Below are 18424 nucleotides of genomic sequence, written 5' to 3'. Positions count from 1 at the left end.
TGTTTCTGGAGGGCGGTACGTCCGCGGGGCGGTGGACCTTACATTGCCCCCAACTCCTGCGCCATGGTCGCCCGCAGCCGCAGTGTCGTGGCCAGGCGCTGGAAGGCTTCCGCCCAGTAGCCGCCGGCGCCCGGTGACGCGTCCTCCGGTTCGTCGGGTACCGCCACCAACCCGTCGAGCCGTCCTGCCTCCCCGGGCTCCAGGCAGCGCTCGGCCAAGCCCATCACCCCACTGAAGCTCCATGGATAACTCCCCGCGTCCCGCGCGATGTTGAGCGCGTCCACCACCGCCCGCCCCAGCGGGACGGCCCACGGCACCGCGCACACCCCGAGCAGCTGAAACGCCTCGGACAGTCCGTGCGCCGCGATGAACCCGGCCACCCACTCGGCCCGTTCGGCACAGCCCAGGGTGCCGAGCAGCTTCGCCCGCTCCGCCAGCGACACCGCGCCCGGACCGCCCGCTTCCGGTGCGGACGGTGTACCGAGAAGTGCTCGTGCCCACTCGGCGTCCCGCTGCCGCACCGCGGCCCGGCACCACGCCGCATGCAGCTCGCCCTGCCAGTCGTCCGCGACCGGCAAAGCCACGATCTCCTGAGGTGTGCGTCCGCCGAGCCGACCGGGCCAGGTCCCGAGCGGTGCCGCCTCCACCAACTGGCCCAGCCACCACGACCGCTCACCCCGTCCCGCAGGAGCCTTGGTCACAACACCGTCCCGCTCCATGCTCGGATCGCACTCGTGCGGTGCTTCAACGGCGATCGTCGGTATCTCCGGCATCCGGTCGACGGCCACGCACGCAGCGGCCCGGACCGCCATCCGCGCGGCCAGCGCCGACCCCGGCAGCGCCGACAGCAACTCCGCCGCCGTCGCCCGCACATTGCGGCTCCGGTCGGCCAACGCCTGCTCCAGGAAGGGCTCGTCATCCGGTCCCAGTCCCGTCCGCAACGAGTCGAGGAACATCAGACGGTCCTCCGCCCGCTCCGTCGACCAGGTGCTCGCGAGCAGTTCGCGGGCGGCGGCCGGCACGCGGGCGCGGATCGCCGCGAGGAGGGCGACCCGCTCGGCGAACAGCCCCTCCTGCCACAGCCGGCGCACCTTCTCGGTGTCCTCGGCGCCCGGCAGCGCGGCGCCCCCGCCCGGCGCCGCACGCAGGGCGAACCGCCAGTCGGCGTTCAGACGGGCGAGCCACACGGCCCGCGGTCCCGCGAACGTCAACGCGGCCGGCCTGAGATCCGTACGGCCCCGGGCCGCGTCCAGCAGCGCGGGCAGCAGCTCGGGAGGTGCCGCGAAACCCCGGGAGTTGGCCGCCGCGAGCCACTGGGGCAGCAGCTCCATGAGGTCCGGCGCCGTGCCTCGGCCGCGGCCCGCGCCCGTGCCCGTGCCGGGACGGTCGGCCAGCAGTATCGAGAGCCTGCGGGCCGCCGCGGACGGCAGGTCGGGGCGTGGGTCCTCGGGCGCCGGTTCGGGACGCTCGGCCGCCTGCGCGGGTCGCAGCCCGGCCCGTCGCCGTACGGTCTCCACGGCCGCCGCGTCCAACAGCGCCACCGGTGCGTCCCGGCCGGGAGCGGAACCCGGTGGCGTGCGGCGCTCCGTCCCGAGCAGGGCGGCGGTGACGAGTTCCTCCCAGGCGCCCGACGCGGGCGTATCCACAGGAGCGGAGGGCCTGTTCATACGCTTCCTTTCCTTGGGTGCCGTGAGGTGGTTGAAGGGGTGGGCGCCGAGAGGTCGTTGCTGCTCATCGGGGTCGCAGGTCCGGTCGGGCGGGACGTCTGTGTGCTCAGCACAGCGTCACCGCCCCGCCCGTCCCCTCCGGCCAGGCGGTCAGCGGGTTGAAGCCCCGGTGGCCGCACTCTCCGAAGACCTTGACGGGGGCGCCGCCGGACAGGGCGACGAGTCGCCACAGGCCGGGGCGGGAGCGGGCCGACGGGGTCAACGGCAGGGCCGTTTCGCCGTCGGCGTCCGCCAGTTGCCAGGAATCGCCGTCCGGGGTCGGTATGACCCGGTCCAGCGTGACCGGCACGGACTCCAGCCAGGGGTCGTCCCGCAGCGCGTCGCCGTAACGGGCGGCCGCCTGGCCGGTCGTCACTCCCGGCGGACGTGTCTCCGCGGGCGTGGGCGGCGCGAACTGCTCACCGAGGGAAGCCCGCAGCTGCCCCGCTCCCGGATAAGAGGACACCTCTGCGTCCAGGGCCAGTCCGACCGGCAGCGCCAGTTCGGGGGAGCGGCCCGCGGCGCCATAGGAGAGGAGCAACGCCGTACGGTCCGAGTCGGCGCCGTGGAGCCAGATTCTGCGTGTCGTCAGCTTCGGATCGGCCGTGTCGTACTGGGCGAGGATCAGCCAGCGGTCCCGGACCGGCGGGCCGTCCGCCGATGCGGACAGGCCGATGCGTGAACGGACCGTCGCCGTCAGTTCCTCGGGCAGCCGCTCGCGGCGCAGCCAGCCCTGGTCGAGGAGGTGGAGCAGCGCGCACTCCTCCAGCAGACGCACCGGCCAGCCGGGACCGGACGCCGGGATCGCCCCCAACTCCCGGACACGGGCGGCCAGTCCGGGCGCCTGGGCATCGACCATGCGGGCCGCGGTCTCCTCCCACAACCCGTACCCCGCCTGCTCCGCGCCCGCGAGGCCGCCGCGCAGCAGGTCCGCCAGGCGCTGCTCCAGCTCCGACGCCCCCGCGGTGACCCGCTCGGCCCGGCGCTCCGCCCGCCGCCGGGCCGCCTCCGGATCACCCGAGGCGGCAGTCGAACCCGCAGGCCCCGCCGCTCGCTTCTCCTCCGTGCGCCGGCGTCTGCCCGCGAGCCACTGCTCCGCCCAGTCCGGTGCCTGGTCCGGCGGCACCGCGCCGTCCCCGCCCGCCCAGAGCAGCAGCAGCCCGAGCGCGTGCTTGCACGGGAACTTGCGACTCGGACAACTGCACTTGTACGCGGGCCCGGAGGCGTCCGCGATATCGACGACCGTCTGATACGGCTTGCTGCCACTGCCCTTGCACAGCCCCCACACCGTCCCCTCGTCGGAACTTCCCGCCTCGGACCACGGCCCCGCCGCTCCGAGTTTGCTTCCCGCCTTGCGTGACGCTGCGTCAGGCGCCAGTGCCAGCACCTGATCCGCAGTCCAGCGCACCCCCTGCTGAGTCATGACATCGAAGGTAGATCCCACCACTGACAATCGGCTTCGCGAGCGCGTTTGTGCAGGTCAGAACGGATTGTCAGTGGCGTGGTGCACGGTGGACACCAGATCCGAACCGGCCGAGCTGGAGGGGGCCTCAGCCATGTCTGTGACCGTGGAACCGACGTCCGTCGAAATGCCCGAGAACACGTCCGCGCAGGAATCGGAGGAGCTGCGCCCGCACGCCGAGGACGCCTTCGCGGCCGAACTCGCCGCACTGGCCGCGCAGGACGACCGCCCGCGCCCGGCCCGCTGGAAGATGTCGCCCTGGGCCGTCGCCACCTATCTGCTCGGCGGCACCCTGCCTGACGGCACGGTGATCACGCCGAAGTACGTCGGCCCGCGCCGTATCGTCGAGGTCGCCGTCACCACGCTCGCCACCGACCGCGCCCTGCTGCTGCTCGGCGTGCCGGGCACCGCCAAGACCTGGGTGTCCGAGCATCTGGCCGCGGCGGTCAGCGGCGACTCGACGCTGCTGGTGCAGGGCACGGCGGGTACGCCGGAGGAGGCGATCCGGTACGGCTGGAACTACGCGCAGCTGCTGGCGCACGGCCCGAGCCGCGACGCCCTCGTGCCCAGCCCCGTCATGCGGGCCATGGCGGAGGGGATGACGGCCCGTGTGGAGGAGCTGACCCGTATCCCGGCCGATGTGCAGGACACGCTGATCACGATCCTGTCCGAGAAGACGCTGCCGATCCCCGAGCTGGGCCAGGAGGTGCAGGCGGTCCGCGGTTTCAATCTGATCGCCACGGCCAACGACCGCGACCGTGGGGTCAACGACCTGTCCAGCGCCCTGCGCCGCCGCTTCAACACCGTCGTGCTGCCCCTGCCGGAGAGCGTCGAGGCCGAGGTCGACATCGTCTCGCGCCGCGTCGACCAGATCGGCCGCTCCCTCGACCTGCCGGCCGTGCCGGACGGAGTCGACGAGATCCGCCGGGTCGTGACCGTCTTCCGCGAGCTGCGCGACGGGATCACCTCCGACGGGCGTACGAAGGTGAAGTCGCCCAGCGGCACCCTGTCCACCGCCGAGGCCATCTCCGTCGTCACCAACGGGCTTGCGCTGGCCGCCCACTTCGGCGACGGCGTGCTGCGGTCCGGCGACGTCGCCGCCGGCATCCTCGGCGCGGTCGTCCGCGACCCGGCGGCCGACCGGGTCATCTGGCGGGAGTACCTGGAGGCGGTCGTCCGCGAGCGCGACGGCTGGACGGACTTCTACCGCGCCTGCCGGGAGGTGAGCGCGTGAGCGACCAGGGGGGAGGTTCCGCCGCGGAGCCGCTGCTGCTCGGCGTACGGCATCACGGGCCCGGTTCGGCGCGGGCCGTGCGGGCCGCGCTGGACGCGGCCCGGCCGCGGGTCGTGCTGATCGAGGGTCCGCCCGAGGCCGACGCGCTGATTCCGCTGGCAGCCGACGAGGAGATGCGGCCGCCCGTCGCCCTCCTCGCCCACGCCGTGGACGAGCCCGGCCGGTCGGCGTTCTGGCCGCTGGCCGAGTTCTCCCCCGAGTGGGTCGCGATCCGCTGGGCCCTGGAGCGCGAAGTACCGGCCCGCTTCATCGACTTGCCGGCCACGCATTCGCTGGCGTGGGAGCGGGATGGGAGGACCGGGGGCGAGGGAGAGGGCGAGGGAGAGGGCGAGGGCGCCGGGCGGGATGAGGATGCGGCGGGCCCCGGTTCGCAGGAGGTGCCGGAGCCCGACGTCGCCGATGTCCGTGTCGATCCGCTGGCCGTGCTCGCCGAGGCCGCCGGCTATGACGATCCCGAGCGGTGGTGGGAGGACGTGGTCGAGCACCGGGGGGTCGGGGAGAAGGACGCGTTCGCGCCGTTCGTCGTGCTCGAAGAGGCCATGGGGGCGTTGCGGGAGGCGTACGGGACGGGAGGTCATGACCGGGATCTCGTGCGGGAGGCCTATATGCGGCTCCAAGTGCGGACGGCGCAGCGCGAGTTCGGGGACGGGGTGGCCGTGGTGTGCGGGGCCTGGCATGTGCCCGCGCTGCGGCAGAAGGCCGCCGTCTCCGCCGACCGGGCGCTGCTGAAGGGGCTGCCCAAGGTCAAGGCGGACATGACCTGGGTGCCGTGGACGCATCGCAGGCTGTCGCGGGTCAGCGGATACGGCGCGGGCATCGACTCGCCGGGTTGGTACGGACATCTGTTCGGCGCGCCGGACCGGCCGGTCGAGCGCTGGCTGACCAAGGTCGCGGGACTGCTGCGCGCCGAGGACCGGCTCGTCTCCTCGGCGCATGTCATCGAGGCGGTGCGGCTGGCGGAGACGCTCGCCGTGATGCGCGGTCGTCCGCTGCCCGGGCTGAGCGAGACGACCGATGCCGTGCGGGCAGTGATGTGCGAGGGCTCGGACATACCGCTGGCGCTGGTGCATGACCGGCTGGTCGTCGGCGATGTGCTGGGGGAGGTGCCGCAGTCGGCGCCCGCGGTGCCGTTGCAGCGTGACCTCGACCGGATCCAGCGGCGGCTGCGGCTCAAACCGGAGTCGTTGGAGCGGGAGTTGGAGCTCGACCTGCGCAAGGAGACCGACGCCGGGCGCAGCAGGCTGCTGCACAGACTGCGGCTGCTGGGCATCGAGTGGGGCGAGCCGACGGTGTCGCGGGGCAGCACGGGTACGTTCCGGGAGACATGGCGGCTGCGCTGGGAGCCCGAGCTGTCCGTGCGGGTCGCCGAGGCCGGGGTGTGGGGGACGACGGTGCTCGCCGCCGCGACCGCCAAGGCGGAGGGCGACGCCGTGACCGCGCCGGGCCTCGCCGACGTCACCGCGCTCGCCGAGCGCTGTCTGCTGGCCGAACTGCCGGACGCGCTCCCCGTGGTGATGCGGATCCTCGCCGACCGGGCCGCCCTCGACGCCGACGTCGGCCACCTCGCCCAGGCCCTGCCCGCCCTGGTCCGCTCCCTGCGCTACGGCGACGTACGCGGCACGGACACCGGTGCCCTGGCCGAGGTCGCGGCAGGCCTCGCCGAACGGATCTTCGTCGGCCTGCCCCCTGCCTGCGCCGCCCTCGACGGGGACGCGGCGGAGGAGATGCGGCGCCATGTGGACGCGGTGCACGGGGCGGTGGGGCTGCTGGCCGACGCTCCCGCCCCTGGCCCGGGCGACCTCCAGGATCGCTGGCGGTCGGTGCTGCGGGTGCTGTCGGGACGGGACACCGTGCCCGGCGTCGTCCGAGGACGGGCCGTGCGGCTGCTGCTGGACGACGGGGAGTTGGGGCAGGACGAGGCGGCGCGGCTGATGGGGCTCGTGCTGTCGCCCGGGACGCCGCCGGCGGACGCGGCCGCGTGGATCGAGGGGTTCGTCGGCGGCGGCTCGGGCGGCGGAATGCTCCTGGTCCACGACGAGCGACTGCTCGGGCTGGTCGATGCATGGCTGACGGGGGTGCCGGCGGAGGCGTTCACGGACGTACTGCCGCTGCTGCGGCGGACGTTCTCGGCGTATGAGTCCGGGGTGCGGCGAACCCTCGGCGAACTGGTCCGACGCGGACCGGGGACGCGGGGGAGCACGGCGGCCGCCGGTTCCGGGATACCCGGGTTCGCGCCCGACCTGGACATGGAGCGCGCGGACGCGGTGCTGCCGGTGGTGCGGCTGCTGCTGGGGCTGGACGAAGCGGAAGAGGAAGCCGGCAACGAGCTTGCGGGGGTGGCGGGATGACGAGTGAGCGGCTGAGTGAACCGAGGGACAGGGGCGATGTCGTGGACGCCGCAAGGGACGGACAGGGGCAGCGGAGCGAAGACGCTCCGAAGGCGACCGTGCCGGTGATCCCGCTCTGGGAACGACTGCGTACGGAGGCACGCGGATGACGGCCGAACTGCTGGACCCGGCGCAGGAGCGGCTGCGGCGGTGGCGGCTGGTGCTCGGCGGCGACGCGGCCGACGGCACCGGATGCACGCTCGCCGGGCAGGACGCCGCGATGGACGGTGCGCTCGCCGCGCTCTACGGGCAGGGGGACAAGCCGCGGACGGGGCGGGACCGTTCGGCGGGGCTCGGGGCTTCGGCGCCGGCCGTGGCGCGCTGGCTCGGGGACATCCGGACGTACTTCCCCTCCTCCGTCGTGCAGGTGATGCAGCGTGATGCCATCGACCGGCTCGGCCTGGCCACGCTGGTGCTGGAGCCGGAGATGCTGGAGGCGGTGGACGCGGACGTGCATCTCGTTGGCACGCTGCTCTCGCTCAACAAGGCGATGCCGGAGACCACGAAGGAGACGGCACGGGCCGTCGTGCGCAAGGTCGTCGAGGATCTGGAGAAGAGGCTCGCCAGCCGTACCCGGGCCACCCTCACCGGCGCCCTCGACCGCAGCGCCCGCGTCAACCGGCCCCGCCACCACGACATCGACTGGAACCGCACGATCGCGGCCAACCTCAAGCACTACCTGCCGGAGTACCGGACGATCGTGCCCGAGCGGCTCATCGGATACGGACGGGCGTCGCAGTCGGTGAAGAAGGAGGTCATCCTCTGCATCGACCAGTCGGGGTCGATGGCGGCCTCGGTGGTCTACGCGTCGGTGTTCGGGGCGGTGCTGGCCTCGATGCGGTCGATCAGCACCCGGCTCGTCGTCTTCGACACGGCCGTCGTCGACCTCACCGACCAGCTCGACGATCCGGTCGACGTGCTCTTCGGCACACAGCTCGGCGGCGGTACGGACATCAACCGGGCGCTCGCGTACTGCCAGTCGCAGATCACCCGGCCCGCGGACACGGTGGTCGTGCTGATCAGCGATCTCTACGAAGGGGGGATACGGAACGAGATGCTCAAGCGGGTCGCGGCGATGAAGGGGTCGGGGGTGCAGTTCGTGACACTCCTCGCGCTGTCGGACGAAGGGGCGCCCGCGTACGACCGGGAGCACGCGGCCGCACTCGCGGCGCTGGGAGCGCCCGCCTTCGCCTGTACGCCCGATCTGTTCCCCGAGGTGATGGCTGCCGCGATCGAGAAGCGGCCGCTGCCCGTTCCGGACAGTGCGTGAGGACGGGATTGGGCGGTCGCAGGCGGGTGGGGAAGTCGGTTCGCTGACGATTTGTCGACCGACTTGGGTCAGCAAAAGGGACATGTGTACCCATCGGTGTCAGGGGGGCTTGCGCGACCTCGGGAGGCGCGTGCAAGGATCGAGGCGCCTTGTCAGTGGTACGCGCGCTCCCTTTGCCCGGATGCGCCGCGCTGACTTGTCGCTCGTTCCGCCGCACGGGAGGACCCGTCCCCTCTTGACCTGCTCAGCAGCCCCGTCAGGTGCCGCTCTGCGCGTGATGCGCACGGCGGCCGGACGGCGTGCGCTGCAACTGGCGCTGCTGGTGAGTGGGTTGTTCGCACTCGGGCTGCTCTACGGGGAGCAGGCGCAGGCGGCGGACGGGGTGCCCTCGGCGACCTTGTCCGAGGTCGTGCGGCATACGCAAGCGGCGCCGGCTCCGGGCACACCCCGGCCGAATGGCACGCCCGGACAAGGCAGTTCCGAGGCGGCCGAGCCCAACCTCACCAAGCCGGCGCTGCCCGAGCTCGACCTCCTCGACCTTGTGGCGCCGGAGTCGATCGCCCCGCACCCCACCGCCCCCGAGGCCACCGCCCCCCAGGGCGACAAGGCCGACCAGCGGCTCCCGCAGCCGAACCCGACGTCGCCCCCCGCCACGCCGCCCTCGCCCAGTTCCCGGCCCGACGCCGACAACGTCCTGCGTCCAGTCACCGACCAGGTGCTTCGTCCAGTCACCGACCAGATCCTTCGGCCGGTCACAGAGGACGTCGTCGGGTCGGTCGGCGAGCAGGTCGTGCGGCCGGTCGGCGATCTGGTGACGGGTGTGACCCAGGGGCTGGCCGACGGGCTGGCCGAGGTGCAGGGGAAGATACCGCCGCTGTCGTTGCTGCCCGAGTCGCCGGCGCTGCCGGAACTCCCCGGCCTCCTGCCGGGGTTGCCCGAACTGCCTGTTCTTCCCGCGCTTCCGGGGCAGACACTCCCCGCTCCGGTCACGGCGACACCGCAGCCGGGTGCGGATGCGGGCGGCAAGGCGACGGACGAACGCGCCGCCGAGGAACGTACGGACAAGGCGGCGGTCGTCGCTTACGGCCCGGCGTTCGTCGCAGACGTGACACCGGCCGGCGACGTGACACACGTCGCCGGGCATCGCGTCCAGCCCACCGAGTACGCGCCCGAGCGGCAGGAGCCCGCGGGTGATCCGGGGGGTTCGCTGGGCAACCGTTCGGCGGCCGACGCCGGTACGTCGCGGCACGGCGACGCGCATGCAGTTCAGCTGAACCACCGGGCGCCGCTGCGGCTGGTGGCCGGCGCCGCCGCGCGTACCGACGCGGCCGAGACCCGGGACAGCCACCCGGACATTCCGGTCTCCCCGGCATAGGGCAGACCTACCCCCGCCGTAGACCTGCCGCGCGGGGGCGGACCAGGTCTGCCCTCCCGTCCGGACACCCCTCCGATCTCCGGGCGGAAGCCGCCGGAGCCGTATCGGCACCAGTCATCGCATCCGGATCCACATCCGCGTCCACCGGTTCACTCTCCCCGGACCGTGGCGGAACGACGGACTGACGGATGACGGATGACGGACGCGATCGGGGTGCGGCGGCACCGGACATGTCCCAGCCTCCCGAAGTCCCGTGAGCTCCAAGGGCCTTCGGGCCTCCCCGGGTCTCTCGAACCCTCAAGGATCTAAGGATCTGACGCACGTATGAACAAGAACATCCGCCGCTCCATCGTCATAGCCGCCGGTGTCACCGGCGCCTGGGCGCTCGGGTCCTCCGTGGCAAGCGCCGACGAGTTGCCCGCCTCCTCCCTCTCCACGCCGGACGCGACGACCACCGACGTCACCACCGATGTCACCTCGGACGTCACCTCGGGCGTGACCACCACCCTCACCGACACGCTCGGGAACGTCACCGACACGGTCGACTCCGTCGTCACCGGCGTCACGGACACCGTCTCGGGCGCCGCGGACACCACCGGGGCGACCTCGACCTCCCCTCGGGAGACGGCCACCGGCGCCCTCGGCACCGCCGACAAGGCCGCCAGGACGACCACGGCCGATACCGCCGGCACCACCGAGCAGGCCCGCCGGTACGTCGACGCCTCGGTCACCGTTCCGCACGCGTCCAAGGTGCGGGGTGCCCAGGCGATCCAGGGCGCCAAGGCCGCACGCGCCGCGCAGGCCGAGGCCAAGGCCACCGCCGAGCACGCCACGGCAACGGCGACGGCCACGGTCCACACCACCGCCTCCGACGCCACCACCGCACCGCACGGCGGCATCGACTACCTCTTCGGCCCCCTCTCCGCCTTCGCCCCCGAGTTGGAGAGGGCTTTGGCCGCCGCCCAGACGAAGCTCCAGGGCACGCAGTCGGCTGCCCGTTCCCAGGCCCAGGGCATCGACGGCGTCGTACGGACGAAGGCCCAGCACATGGTCGCGGGCGCCGGCCGTACCGCGACGGGCGTGACCGACACCGCCCGGGCCACCGCCGCACGAGCCACCACAGCCGCCGAGGCCTCCGTCTCCGCGGTCCCCAAGCACGTCACCGGGACGGTCGCGCCGGTCGTCGAGGAGACGGTCGTCGCGGTGGTGCCGCCGGTCGCGGGCGCCGCTGTGAAGGGTGTCGTGCCGGTGGCCGGGCGGGCGGTGGCCGGTGTCGTGCCGGTCGCCGAGGGCGCCGTGGGCGGGGTCGTGCCCGCCGCCACCCACGCGGTGCACGGCGTGACGCCGGTCGCCGGGCAGACCGTGGCCGGGGTCGGCTCCACCGCCGGGCACGCCGTCGACGCCGCGACCGTGCTGGCGTACGGCGTCGTCGCGGACGTCCGGCCTGTCGCGGGCGGCGTCGTGCAGGGCGTGCCGCCGGTCGCCACCGGGGCGGTCGCCGATGTGCAGGGCGTCGCCGGCGGTGCCGTGGCCGGTGTGCGGCCGGTCGTCGGCGGGGTCGTCGCGGACGTACCGCCGTACGCCACCGGTCTGGTCGGCCGGATCGCCGACGACACCACGGACGCCGTCCTGCCGCCCGTCGCGAACATCGCCGTGCACGGCGTGGTCCCGGTCGCGCAGCAGGCCGTCGGTGACGCGACCGCGCTGGCGTACGGCGTGGTGGGTGACGTCGAGCCCTTCGCGGGCGGCGTCGTCGGCGCCGTACCGCCGCTCGTACAGGGCGTGGCCGGGCAGGCGGTGCCCTTCGCCGAGGGCGTCGTGGGCCAGGTGCCGCCGTTCGCGCAGGGGGTCACCGGGGCGGTGCAGCCGCTGGTCGACACGGTCGTGGAGACGGTCCGCCCGGTCGTGCGGGGCGTTGGCGGGAGCACCACGGAGCTGGCGTACGGCGTCACGGGTGAGGTGCAGCCCTTGGTGGGCGGTGTCGTCGGTGAGGTCGGCCCGTTCGTCCACGGTGTCACCGGCCAGGTCCAGCCCTTCGCACAGCACGTGACCGAGACCGTCCGGACCACCGTGAACCCGCTCGCCGAGAACGCCGTCACCGGCGTCGACGGCATCGCCGACTCGATCACCCCGGGCTACGCGCAGAACCTCACCGGCACCCCGTACAGCATCTGACCCCCGCGAGGTCATGTGCGGTTCTGCAGCGCCCCGCAAGGGGCGCGGGGAACTGCGCGACCAGCCACGACGGGCCCGCAGACGAACAACGGGCTCATCACGGCACCACCAGCGGAGCGACTCCGCGGCAATGGACCCGGACGGCCGAAACCCGTCGGACCGTCCGGCCGAGACCCCGCGGGCGGGCCGGTTGATCCCCATTGGGGTGGGGATCAACCGGCCCAGCACCCCCGAGGCGGCGCTTTTGCGCCGTTGAGGGGCTGTTGAAGAGGCCTCACCGGGTCAACCCCAGCCCGGTGAGGCCTTTCACCTGCGGCACGCCGTGCCAGTGATCGCGGCATCATGTGACAGGTATCACCGCTCAGGTGTGACCCCTGATTTAGAGACCCCCGTGCAGCGGCGATAATCTGCGAGACGGACATGCCGCGCGCTCGGACACCGTGTGCGCCTCCCTTGTGACACATGCGGACGTCACGTTGCCCTTCGCGGCACGCCCACGCATCCAACGAACCGCGAGATCACTGATAGGGACGGAAGCGCGTGGACCTGTTCGAATACCAGGCGAGGGACCTCTTCGCCAAGCACGATGTACCGGTGCTGGCCGGTGAAGTCATCGACACGCCTGAGGCGGCCCGCGCAGCCACCGAGCGTCTCGGTGGCAAGTCCGTCGTCAAGGCCCAGGTGAAGGTCGGCGGGCGTGGCAAGGCCGGTGGCGTGAAGCTCGCCGCCACCCCGGACGAGGCCGTCGCCCGTGCGACGGACATCCTCGGCATGGACATCAAGGGCCACACGGTCCACAAGGTGATGATCGCCGAGACCGCTCCGGAGATCGTGGAGGAGTACTACGTCTCCTTCCTCCTCGACCGTGCGAACCGCACGTTCCTCTCCATCGCCTCCGTCGAGGGCGGCGTGGAGATCGAGGAGGTGGCGGCCACCCGCCCGGAGGCCGTCGCCAAGACGCCGATCGACGCCAACGAGGGCGTCACCCCGGAGAAGGCCCGCGAGATCGTCGCGGTCGCGAAGTTCCCGGCCGATGTCGCGGCGAAGGTCGCCGACATCCTCGTCACCCTGTGGGACACCTTCATCAAGGAGGACGCCCTCCTGGTCGAGGTCAACCCGCTGGCCAAGGTCGCCTCCGGTGACGTCATCGCCCTCGACGGCAAGGTCTCGCTGGACGAGAACGCCGAGTTCCGCCAGCCGGACCACGAGGCCCTCCAGGACAAGGACTCGGCCAACCCCCTCGAGGCCGCAGCCAAGGAGAAGAACCTCAACTACGTCAAGCTCGACGGCGAGGTCGGCATCATCGGCAACGGCGCGGGTCTCGTCATGAGCACCCTGGACGTCGTCGCGTACGCCGGTGAGGCGCACGGTGGGGTCAAGCCCGCCAACTTCCTCGACATCGGCGGCGGCGCCTCCGCGCAGGTCATGGCGAACGGCCTGGAGATCATCCTGGGCGACCCGGACGTCAAGTCCGTCTTCGTCAACGTCTTCGGCGGCATCACCGCGTGCGACGAGGTCGCCAACGGCATCGTCCAGGCCCTGGAGCTCCTGAAGTCCAAGGGCGAGGACGTCAGCAAGCCGCTGGTCGTCCGTCTGGACGGCAACAACGCCGAACTGGGTCGCCAGATCCTGTCCGACGCCAACCACCCGCTGGTCCAGCGCGTGGACACCATGGACGGCGCGGCCGACAAGGCCGCCGAGCTCGCGGCTGCGAAGTAAGGGAAGAGGGACAGACACAGCCATGGCTATCTTCCTCAACAAGGACAGCAAGGTCATCGTCCAGGGCATGACCGGTGCCACGGGCATGAAGCACACCAAGCTCATGCTGGCCGACGGCACGAACATCGTCGGTGGCGTGAACCCCCGCAAGGCGGGCACCTCCGTCGACATCGACGGCACCGAGATCCCGGTCTTCGGCACGGTCGCCGAGGCGATCGAGAAGACGGGCGCGAACGTATCCGTCCTCTTCGTGCCGCCGGCCTTCGCCAAGGCCGCCGTCGTCGAGGCCATCGACGCCGAGATCCCCCTCGCGGTCGTCATCACCGAGGGCATCGCCGTCCACGACTCGGCCGCGTTCTACGCCTACGCCGTGTCGCAGGGCAACAAGACCCGGATCATCGGCCCGAACTGCCCCGGTCTCATCACCCCGGGCCAGTCGAACGCCGGCATCATCCCGGGCGACATCACCAAGCCGGGCCGCATCGGCCTGGTCTCGAAGTCCGGCACGCTGACGTACCAGATGATGTACGAGCTGCGGGACATCGGCTTCTCGTCGGCCGTGGGCATCGGCGGTGACCCGATCATCGGCACCACCCACATCGACGCGCTCGCCGCGTTCGAGGCCGACCCCGACACCGACCTCATCGTGATGATCGGTGAGATCGGCGGCGACGCCGAGGAGCGGGCCGCGGCCTTCATCAAGGAGAACGTGACCAAGCCGGTCGTCGGCTATGTCGCGGGCTTCACCGCGCCCGAGGGCAAGACCATGGGCCACGCCGGCGCCATCGTCTCCGGCTCCTCCGGTACGGCCGCCGCCAAGAAGGAGGCCCTGGAGGCCGCGGGCGTCAAGGTCGGCAAGACCCCGACCGAGACGGCGAAGCTGGCGCGTGAGCTGCTCGCCGGCTGAGTGACCGAGTAACGCCTGTGGGCCCGTACCCCTTGGGGGTGCGGGCCCACTGCCGTGTCTGCTCACCCGCTCACCCGCTCACTCGTTCAGCGGCACGAGTCTGTCCGGGCCGCTCACCGTCTCCTCCCGCAGTTCCTCCCGCAGCTCCAGCTCCTCCTGCGACAAGGCCCCCGGCGCCTGCCTCGCCGGCACGCCCTGCACGTCGGCCCCCGGCGACACCGGCGGCTCGTAGTGCGTCGGTGCCGTGCGCAGGGTGAGCGCCGTCGTGCCGATCAGGGCGACGGTGAACGCGATCGCGGCACGGGTCCAGAAGGTGGCCCGGCGCTCGCTGCCGCTGCGGACGGTCAGGGGCTTGGCGGCGCGGAGGCGTTCCGTGGAGGCGAGGGCGGTGAGGCGGTGGTGGAGTTCGGCCGGGTCGGACAGCTCCGGCAGCCGTTCGGTGATCGCCCCGCGCGCGTGCAGCAGACGGTTCGCCGTCGCCGGTGTGCTCGCCTCCGTCTCCGCCGCCGTCTCCGGCAGGTCGAGGCCCACCCCGTCGTAGAGCAGGAGCGTGCGGCGGTGCGGCGGCGGGAGTTTCAGGATGACCTCCAGCAGCGCGCGGTCCGTGGCGTCGGCGGGGGGTGCTTCGGGGTGCCGGTAGCGCGGGCGGAGGCGGTGCCAGGGGGAGAGGGCGCACTCGTAGGCCGTCGCCCGCACCCAGCCCCCCGGGTCCCGGTCCCGGGCCACCTCCGGCCAGCGCTGCCAGGCGAGTTGGAAGGCCCGCTCGACCGACTCACGGGCGAGCTCACGGCGCCCGGTGAGCAGAAACGTCTGCCGCACGAGCGCGGGCGCGCAGAACGCGTACAGCGCGTCGAAGGCCTGAGCGGGCGTCAGGGCGTCGGACAGCTGGTCGGGTACGGCTTCCGGGGTGAGCGACGAGGGTGAGGGTGGCGGTTCAGCGGCTTCTACGGGGCTGTCGGCGACGTCGGCGGCCACGGGAGCAGGCTCCTCTGCGGGTTCCTGACCTGCTGTCACCTTCTTCTCGGCCGCGAGTTCGGCCAGCAGATTGGCGTACGTTTCCCGTCTCCGGCCGCGTGGAGTGGTCCGGCCGGTCTCCCAAGCGCGGACGGTCTCGCAGTCGACCCCCACCCGTGCCGCGACCTGAGCCTGCGTCAACGACCGGGCCTCGCGCAGCCGTCGGCGTTCCTTGGGCGGGGGGAGCGGGGTTGAAGGGCTCTGCGTCACGGCTCACCCCTCCGTGGGAAAAAGTACATAAACATATATTGGGCGACACATCGGTAGTTCGCCTGTTACGACGAGAAAGCGCGTGTCGTTGGGAGCATGGCGGGCGTGATCCAGATGACCGTTCGCCGATCGCCGTTGTCGTTCCTGCTCAGCCGGTTGCGCGACCCGTCGCCCGGGCTGGGCGCGAGCCTGCTGGGTGGCGCGCTTGCGGCCGGACTGGGGCTCGGGTCGTTCGCGGTGATGGTGTTGGTGCTGTGGATCAGCTCGCCGTATCCCGACAGCGGGCCGACCGGTGCGCTGCATGTCGCCGCCTCGCTGTGGCTGCTGGCGCACGGCGCCGAACTGATCCGCACCGACACGCTCTCCGGCGTCCCCGCGCCGGTCGGCGTCACCCCGCTGCTGCTGCTCGCGCTCCCGGTGTTGCTGGTGCACCGGGCGGCGCGGGACGCGGCGGCGGACGACAGTGAGGAGGAGGGGGGCCGGAACGGTGAGGTGCCGGAGCCGGCGGTGGCGTGGACGGGCGTCGTCCTCGGCTATGTCGTCGTCGCCGCGGCCGCGGCGGTGTATGCGTCGGGCGGCGCGCTGCGACCGTCATGGCTGTGGGTGTGCGTGTGCGTGCCGCTGGTCGTGGCGGTGGCCGCGGGGGCGGGCGTGTGGACGGCGCACACCCGCCCGTACGACCTGATCAACAGCGCGCTGCCCCATATGCCGGCGCGGGTACGGCGTCTTGTCCTGCGGCCCGTCTTCCGGTCCCGTTTCGCCGCCGCCGCACGAGCCGCGGGCGCCGGTACGGCCGTGCTGGTCGGCGGTGGGGCGCTGTTGCTGGCGGTGTCACTGGTCTGGCACGGCGAGGCGGCCAGGGCGTCCTTCCTTCAGCTGACGGAAGGGGGGTCCGGGCAGTTCGCGGTGCTGTTGCTCTGCGTCGCGCTGGTGCCGAACGCGGCGGTGTGGGGCGCGTCGTACGCCCTGGGCCCGGGCTTCACGCTGGGTGTGGGCCACGTCGTGACGCCCTTGTCCTCGGCCCCGGCCCCACTCCTGCCGCCGTTCCCCCTGCTGGCGGCCGTGCCGGATGCGGGGGTCGGTACGCCGGTGAACTGGGCGGCGGGGGTGGTGCCGGTGGTGGCCGGGGTGACGGTGGGGTGGTTCGTGGGGCGGTCGGCCTCCGGGGGGCGCGAGGCGGGGGGCTCCGAGGGAGGGGCGGTGGCGGACACCTGGAGTGGGGTGGCTTCCCTGGGGCGCAGTGCCACGGGCTCCGGGGACGGGGCGAGTGCGCCGAGCGCTGCCTGGGGGCACAGGCGGACCGCGGGGACGGCCGGGTTGGCGGCTGTGCTGTGCGGGGGGCTGTTCGCCGTCCTTTCCGTCCTGTCGGGCGGGCCGCTCGGGGGCGCGGCGCTGGCTCGGTTCGGGCCGGTGTGGTGGCAGACGGGCGGGGCGGCGATGGGGTGGACCGCGGGCGTGGCGGTTGTGGTGGCGGTGGTGGTGCGGGCCTGGCGGTGCCGGAAGGGGTGGAGGTGGCGCGGAGCGGCGCGGGTTTCTGGCGGGGGCTGGTTCTCCCGTACGAAGGGGGAGAGCGCCGACGCCTCGGAGACGGCGACGCCTGAGGTCACGCCGGCGGCCGTGTCCAGCGAGCCGTCGCCGCCCGCCGAACAGGACGATGCCTCCGAGGAGTACGACCTGCTGCCCGCCGACGGTGATCCGCAACCGGCGTGGCGCGATGACGCCGGCTGGGCACCGCTGGAGAAGGTGGTGCCGCCGCCGCAGTCACCAGAAGACTGACAGCAGTGGTCAGCTTCCCGTGCCCAGTACTCCCCGCAGCTCCTCCGGCAGCAGTTGGCTGCATGTCTGCTTCGCCTCGTTGGTGAGGGAGTCGCTCACGCAGGTGTAGTAGTCGCTGTACACCAGCTGGGCGGTGAAGGTCGCGGCGACGAGGGCGATGGCGAGGGAGGCTGTGACCAGGCCGGACACCGCGGCCGTCGTCTGAGGGCGGGCGTTCGTGGTCGGCGCCGGGTTGTCGGGGTCGGCGGTGCGGGGCTTGGCCCGGAGGGCGGTGATGCCCCAGTACAGGGACAGGGCGCCCAGCAGCAGGGCCACATAGGGCCAGCTGAAGAGGGCGAAGAAGAAGGCCCACATGCCGGAGAGCAGGGAGTACCGAGCGCGGCGCTGGGAGGGGTCGGTCGGGTCCCAGCGCATGTTCGACCCGGGGCCGCCCGCGCCCGGGCCGCCCTCGGGGCCGCCGCCCTGACCGCCCTGGCCGCCGGGGCGGTCGCCGAAACCGCCGGGGGAGCGGCCGGGCTGGCGGTCGCTCCACTGGCTGCCCCAGGGAGAGCGCGAGCCGCTGTCGCCACCCCCGTCACCGTCGCCGGAGGAGTTGTCGCCCGACGGGCGCCGTGGCCGCCACGGGCGGTCCGGTGTGCCCTCGGGCGGCGGCGCGAACGGGTTGTCCTCCTGCGCCGGGCCGCCCTGCTCGTCGCCGTTCGGCTTGCCCGAGGGCGCGTCGGGCGGCGAGGCGGGGCGCTCCCGCAGAACCAGCACGGCGCTGCGCTCCCCTCCCTGCACCGACTGCTGGGGGAGCGTGAGGAGTCGCAGGCTGCGGTCCGGCATCAAGTGAGCGTCTTCCCCTTGTTGATAACGACGTGGCGGCCAAGGCTTTGTGGCTACTACGGCTACTACGGCTTCGTGGTTGCTGCTGACCGGTCCTGTGTGGGCGGTCCCTTGGTGAAACGCTCCACAGGCCGACCGCGTTCCCCAGTCCGTTCCTCGCAGACGCTACCTTCCGGCCATGCCCCCGTCCCATGGGGGCCGCCCGGTGTGCCGGTATCGTTGCTGACGGTCGGCCGCTTCGTAGACTTCCCCGTATCCGGGGGCGCGAAGCATTCGTACGAACGTACATACCGCACGTACGCAC

At 72.7% G+C, this 18424-nt stretch carries 12 protein-coding genes; 8 read left to right on the top strand and 4 right to left on the bottom strand.

The window, feature by feature from the left end; all coding sequences use genetic code 11:
* Positions 1–38: 38 nt before the first annotated feature.
* Positions 39–1667 (bottom strand): DUF5691 domain-containing protein, encoded by a 1629-nt coding sequence (locus ACIHFB_RS35195; RefSeq protein ID WP_400129043.1) that lies wholly within the window; start codon positions 1665–1667, stop codon positions 39–41.
* A 106-nt stretch (positions 1668–1773) separates the two neighbouring features.
* Positions 1774–3129: an SWIM zinc finger family protein gene (locus ACIHFB_RS35190; protein ID WP_400129042.1), complete on the bottom strand. Its 1356-nt coding sequence runs from the start codon at positions 3127–3129 to the stop codon at positions 1774–1776.
* A 133-nt stretch (positions 3130–3262) separates the two neighbouring features.
* Here ACIHFB_RS35190 and ACIHFB_RS35185 point away from each other — a divergent pair, with 133 nt between their 5' ends.
* The 7 genes from ACIHFB_RS35185 to sucD all read left to right on the top strand — a co-directional run bounded on the left by ACIHFB_RS35185 (position 3263) and on the right by sucD (position 14295).
* Entirely contained in the window at positions 3263–4402 is a 1140-nt protein-coding gene (locus ACIHFB_RS35185; RefSeq protein ID WP_400129041.1) for an AAA family ATPase, read from the top strand.
* On the top strand, positions 4399–6810 hold the full coding sequence (locus tag ACIHFB_RS35180; RefSeq protein WP_400129040.1) for a DUF5682 family protein: 2412 nt from the start codon (positions 4399–4401) through the stop codon (positions 6808–6810). Before ACIHFB_RS35185 ends, ACIHFB_RS35180 begins: the two co-directional genes overlap by 4 nt.
* A 145-nt stretch (positions 6811–6955) precedes the next feature.
* Positions 6956–8119, top strand: a complete 1164-nt coding sequence (locus ACIHFB_RS35175) for a VWA domain-containing protein (protein ID WP_400129039.1) — start codon at positions 6956–6958, stop codon at positions 8117–8119.
* A gap of 274 nt (positions 8120–8393) precedes the next feature.
* Positions 8394–9494: a hypothetical protein gene (locus ACIHFB_RS35170; protein WP_400129038.1), complete on the top strand. Its 1101-nt coding sequence runs from the start codon at positions 8394–8396 to the stop codon at positions 9492–9494.
* Between the two features lie 324 nt (positions 9495–9818).
* Entirely contained in the window at positions 9819–11669 is a 1851-nt protein-coding gene (locus ACIHFB_RS35165; RefSeq protein WP_400129037.1) for a hypothetical protein, read from the top strand.
* Between the two features lie 540 nt (positions 11670–12209).
* Positions 12210–13388, top strand: a complete 1179-nt coding sequence (sucC, locus tag ACIHFB_RS35160) for an ADP-forming succinate--CoA ligase subunit beta (RefSeq protein ID WP_400129036.1) — start codon at positions 12210–12212, stop codon at positions 13386–13388.
* A gap of 22 nt (positions 13389–13410) precedes the next feature.
* The gene (gene sucD, locus ACIHFB_RS35155) at positions 13411–14295 is read left to right on the top strand and encodes a succinate--CoA ligase subunit alpha (protein ID WP_400129035.1); all 885 of its coding nucleotides are present in this window, start codon (positions 13411–13413) and stop codon (positions 14293–14295) included.
* A 78-nt stretch (positions 14296–14373) separates the two neighbouring features.
* On the opposite strand, the gene ACIHFB_RS35150 is transcribed toward sucD, so the two are convergent.
* Complete coding sequence (locus tag ACIHFB_RS35150) at positions 14374–15519, bottom strand: helix-turn-helix domain-containing protein (RefSeq protein ID WP_400129034.1); 1146 nt, start codon at positions 15517–15519, stop codon at positions 14374–14376.
* Between the two features lie 96 nt (positions 15520–15615).
* Between ACIHFB_RS35150 and ACIHFB_RS35145 the strand changes: the two genes are divergently transcribed.
* Entirely contained in the window at positions 15616–17295 is a 1680-nt protein-coding gene (locus ACIHFB_RS35145) for a DUF6350 family protein (protein ID WP_400129033.1), read from the top strand.
* A 9-nt stretch (positions 17296–17304) separates the two neighbouring features.
* Here the strand turns inward: ACIHFB_RS35145 and ACIHFB_RS35140 are convergent, their stop codons facing one another.
* Complete coding sequence (locus ACIHFB_RS35140; RefSeq protein WP_365280809.1) at positions 17305–18120, bottom strand: hypothetical protein; 816 nt, start codon at positions 18118–18120, stop codon at positions 17305–17307.
* Positions 18121–18424: the final 304 nt, after the last annotated feature.

Source organism: Streptomyces sp. NPDC051963 (genome assembly GCF_044593495.1).
In the GTDB taxonomy this organism is placed as follows: Bacteria; Actinomycetota; Actinomycetes; order Streptomycetales; family Streptomycetaceae; genus Streptomyces.
The sequence above is the reverse complement of the archived record's forward strand: the minus strand, read 5'-3'. Positions and strand labels throughout refer to the sequence as shown.

Coding starts and splice junctions, on each gene's coding strand:
- ACIHFB_RS35195 (WP_400129043.1), bottom strand. CDS start 1,667: ATGAACAGGCCCTCCGCTCCTGTGGATACGCCCGCGTCGGGCGCCTGG.
- ACIHFB_RS35140 (WP_365280809.1), bottom strand. CDS start 18,120: ATGCCGGACCGCAGCCTGCGACTCCTCACGCTCCCCCAGCAGTCGGTG.
- sucD (WP_400129035.1), top strand. CDS start 13,411: ATGGCTATCTTCCTCAACAAGGACAGCAAGGTCATCGTCCAGGGCATG.
- ACIHFB_RS35185 (WP_400129041.1), top strand. CDS start 3,263: ATGTCTGTGACCGTGGAACCGACGTCCGTCGAAATGCCCGAGAACACG.
- ACIHFB_RS35190 (WP_400129042.1), bottom strand. CDS start 3,129: ATGACTCAGCAGGGGGTGCGCTGGACTGCGGATCAGGTGCTGGCACTG.
- ACIHFB_RS35145 (WP_400129033.1), top strand. CDS start 15,616: ATGGCGGGCGTGATCCAGATGACCGTTCGCCGATCGCCGTTGTCGTTC.
- ACIHFB_RS35165 (WP_400129037.1), top strand. CDS start 9,819: ATGAACAAGAACATCCGCCGCTCCATCGTCATAGCCGCCGGTGTCACC.
- ACIHFB_RS35175 (WP_400129039.1), top strand. CDS start 6,956: ATGACGGCCGAACTGCTGGACCCGGCGCAGGAGCGGCTGCGGCGGTGG.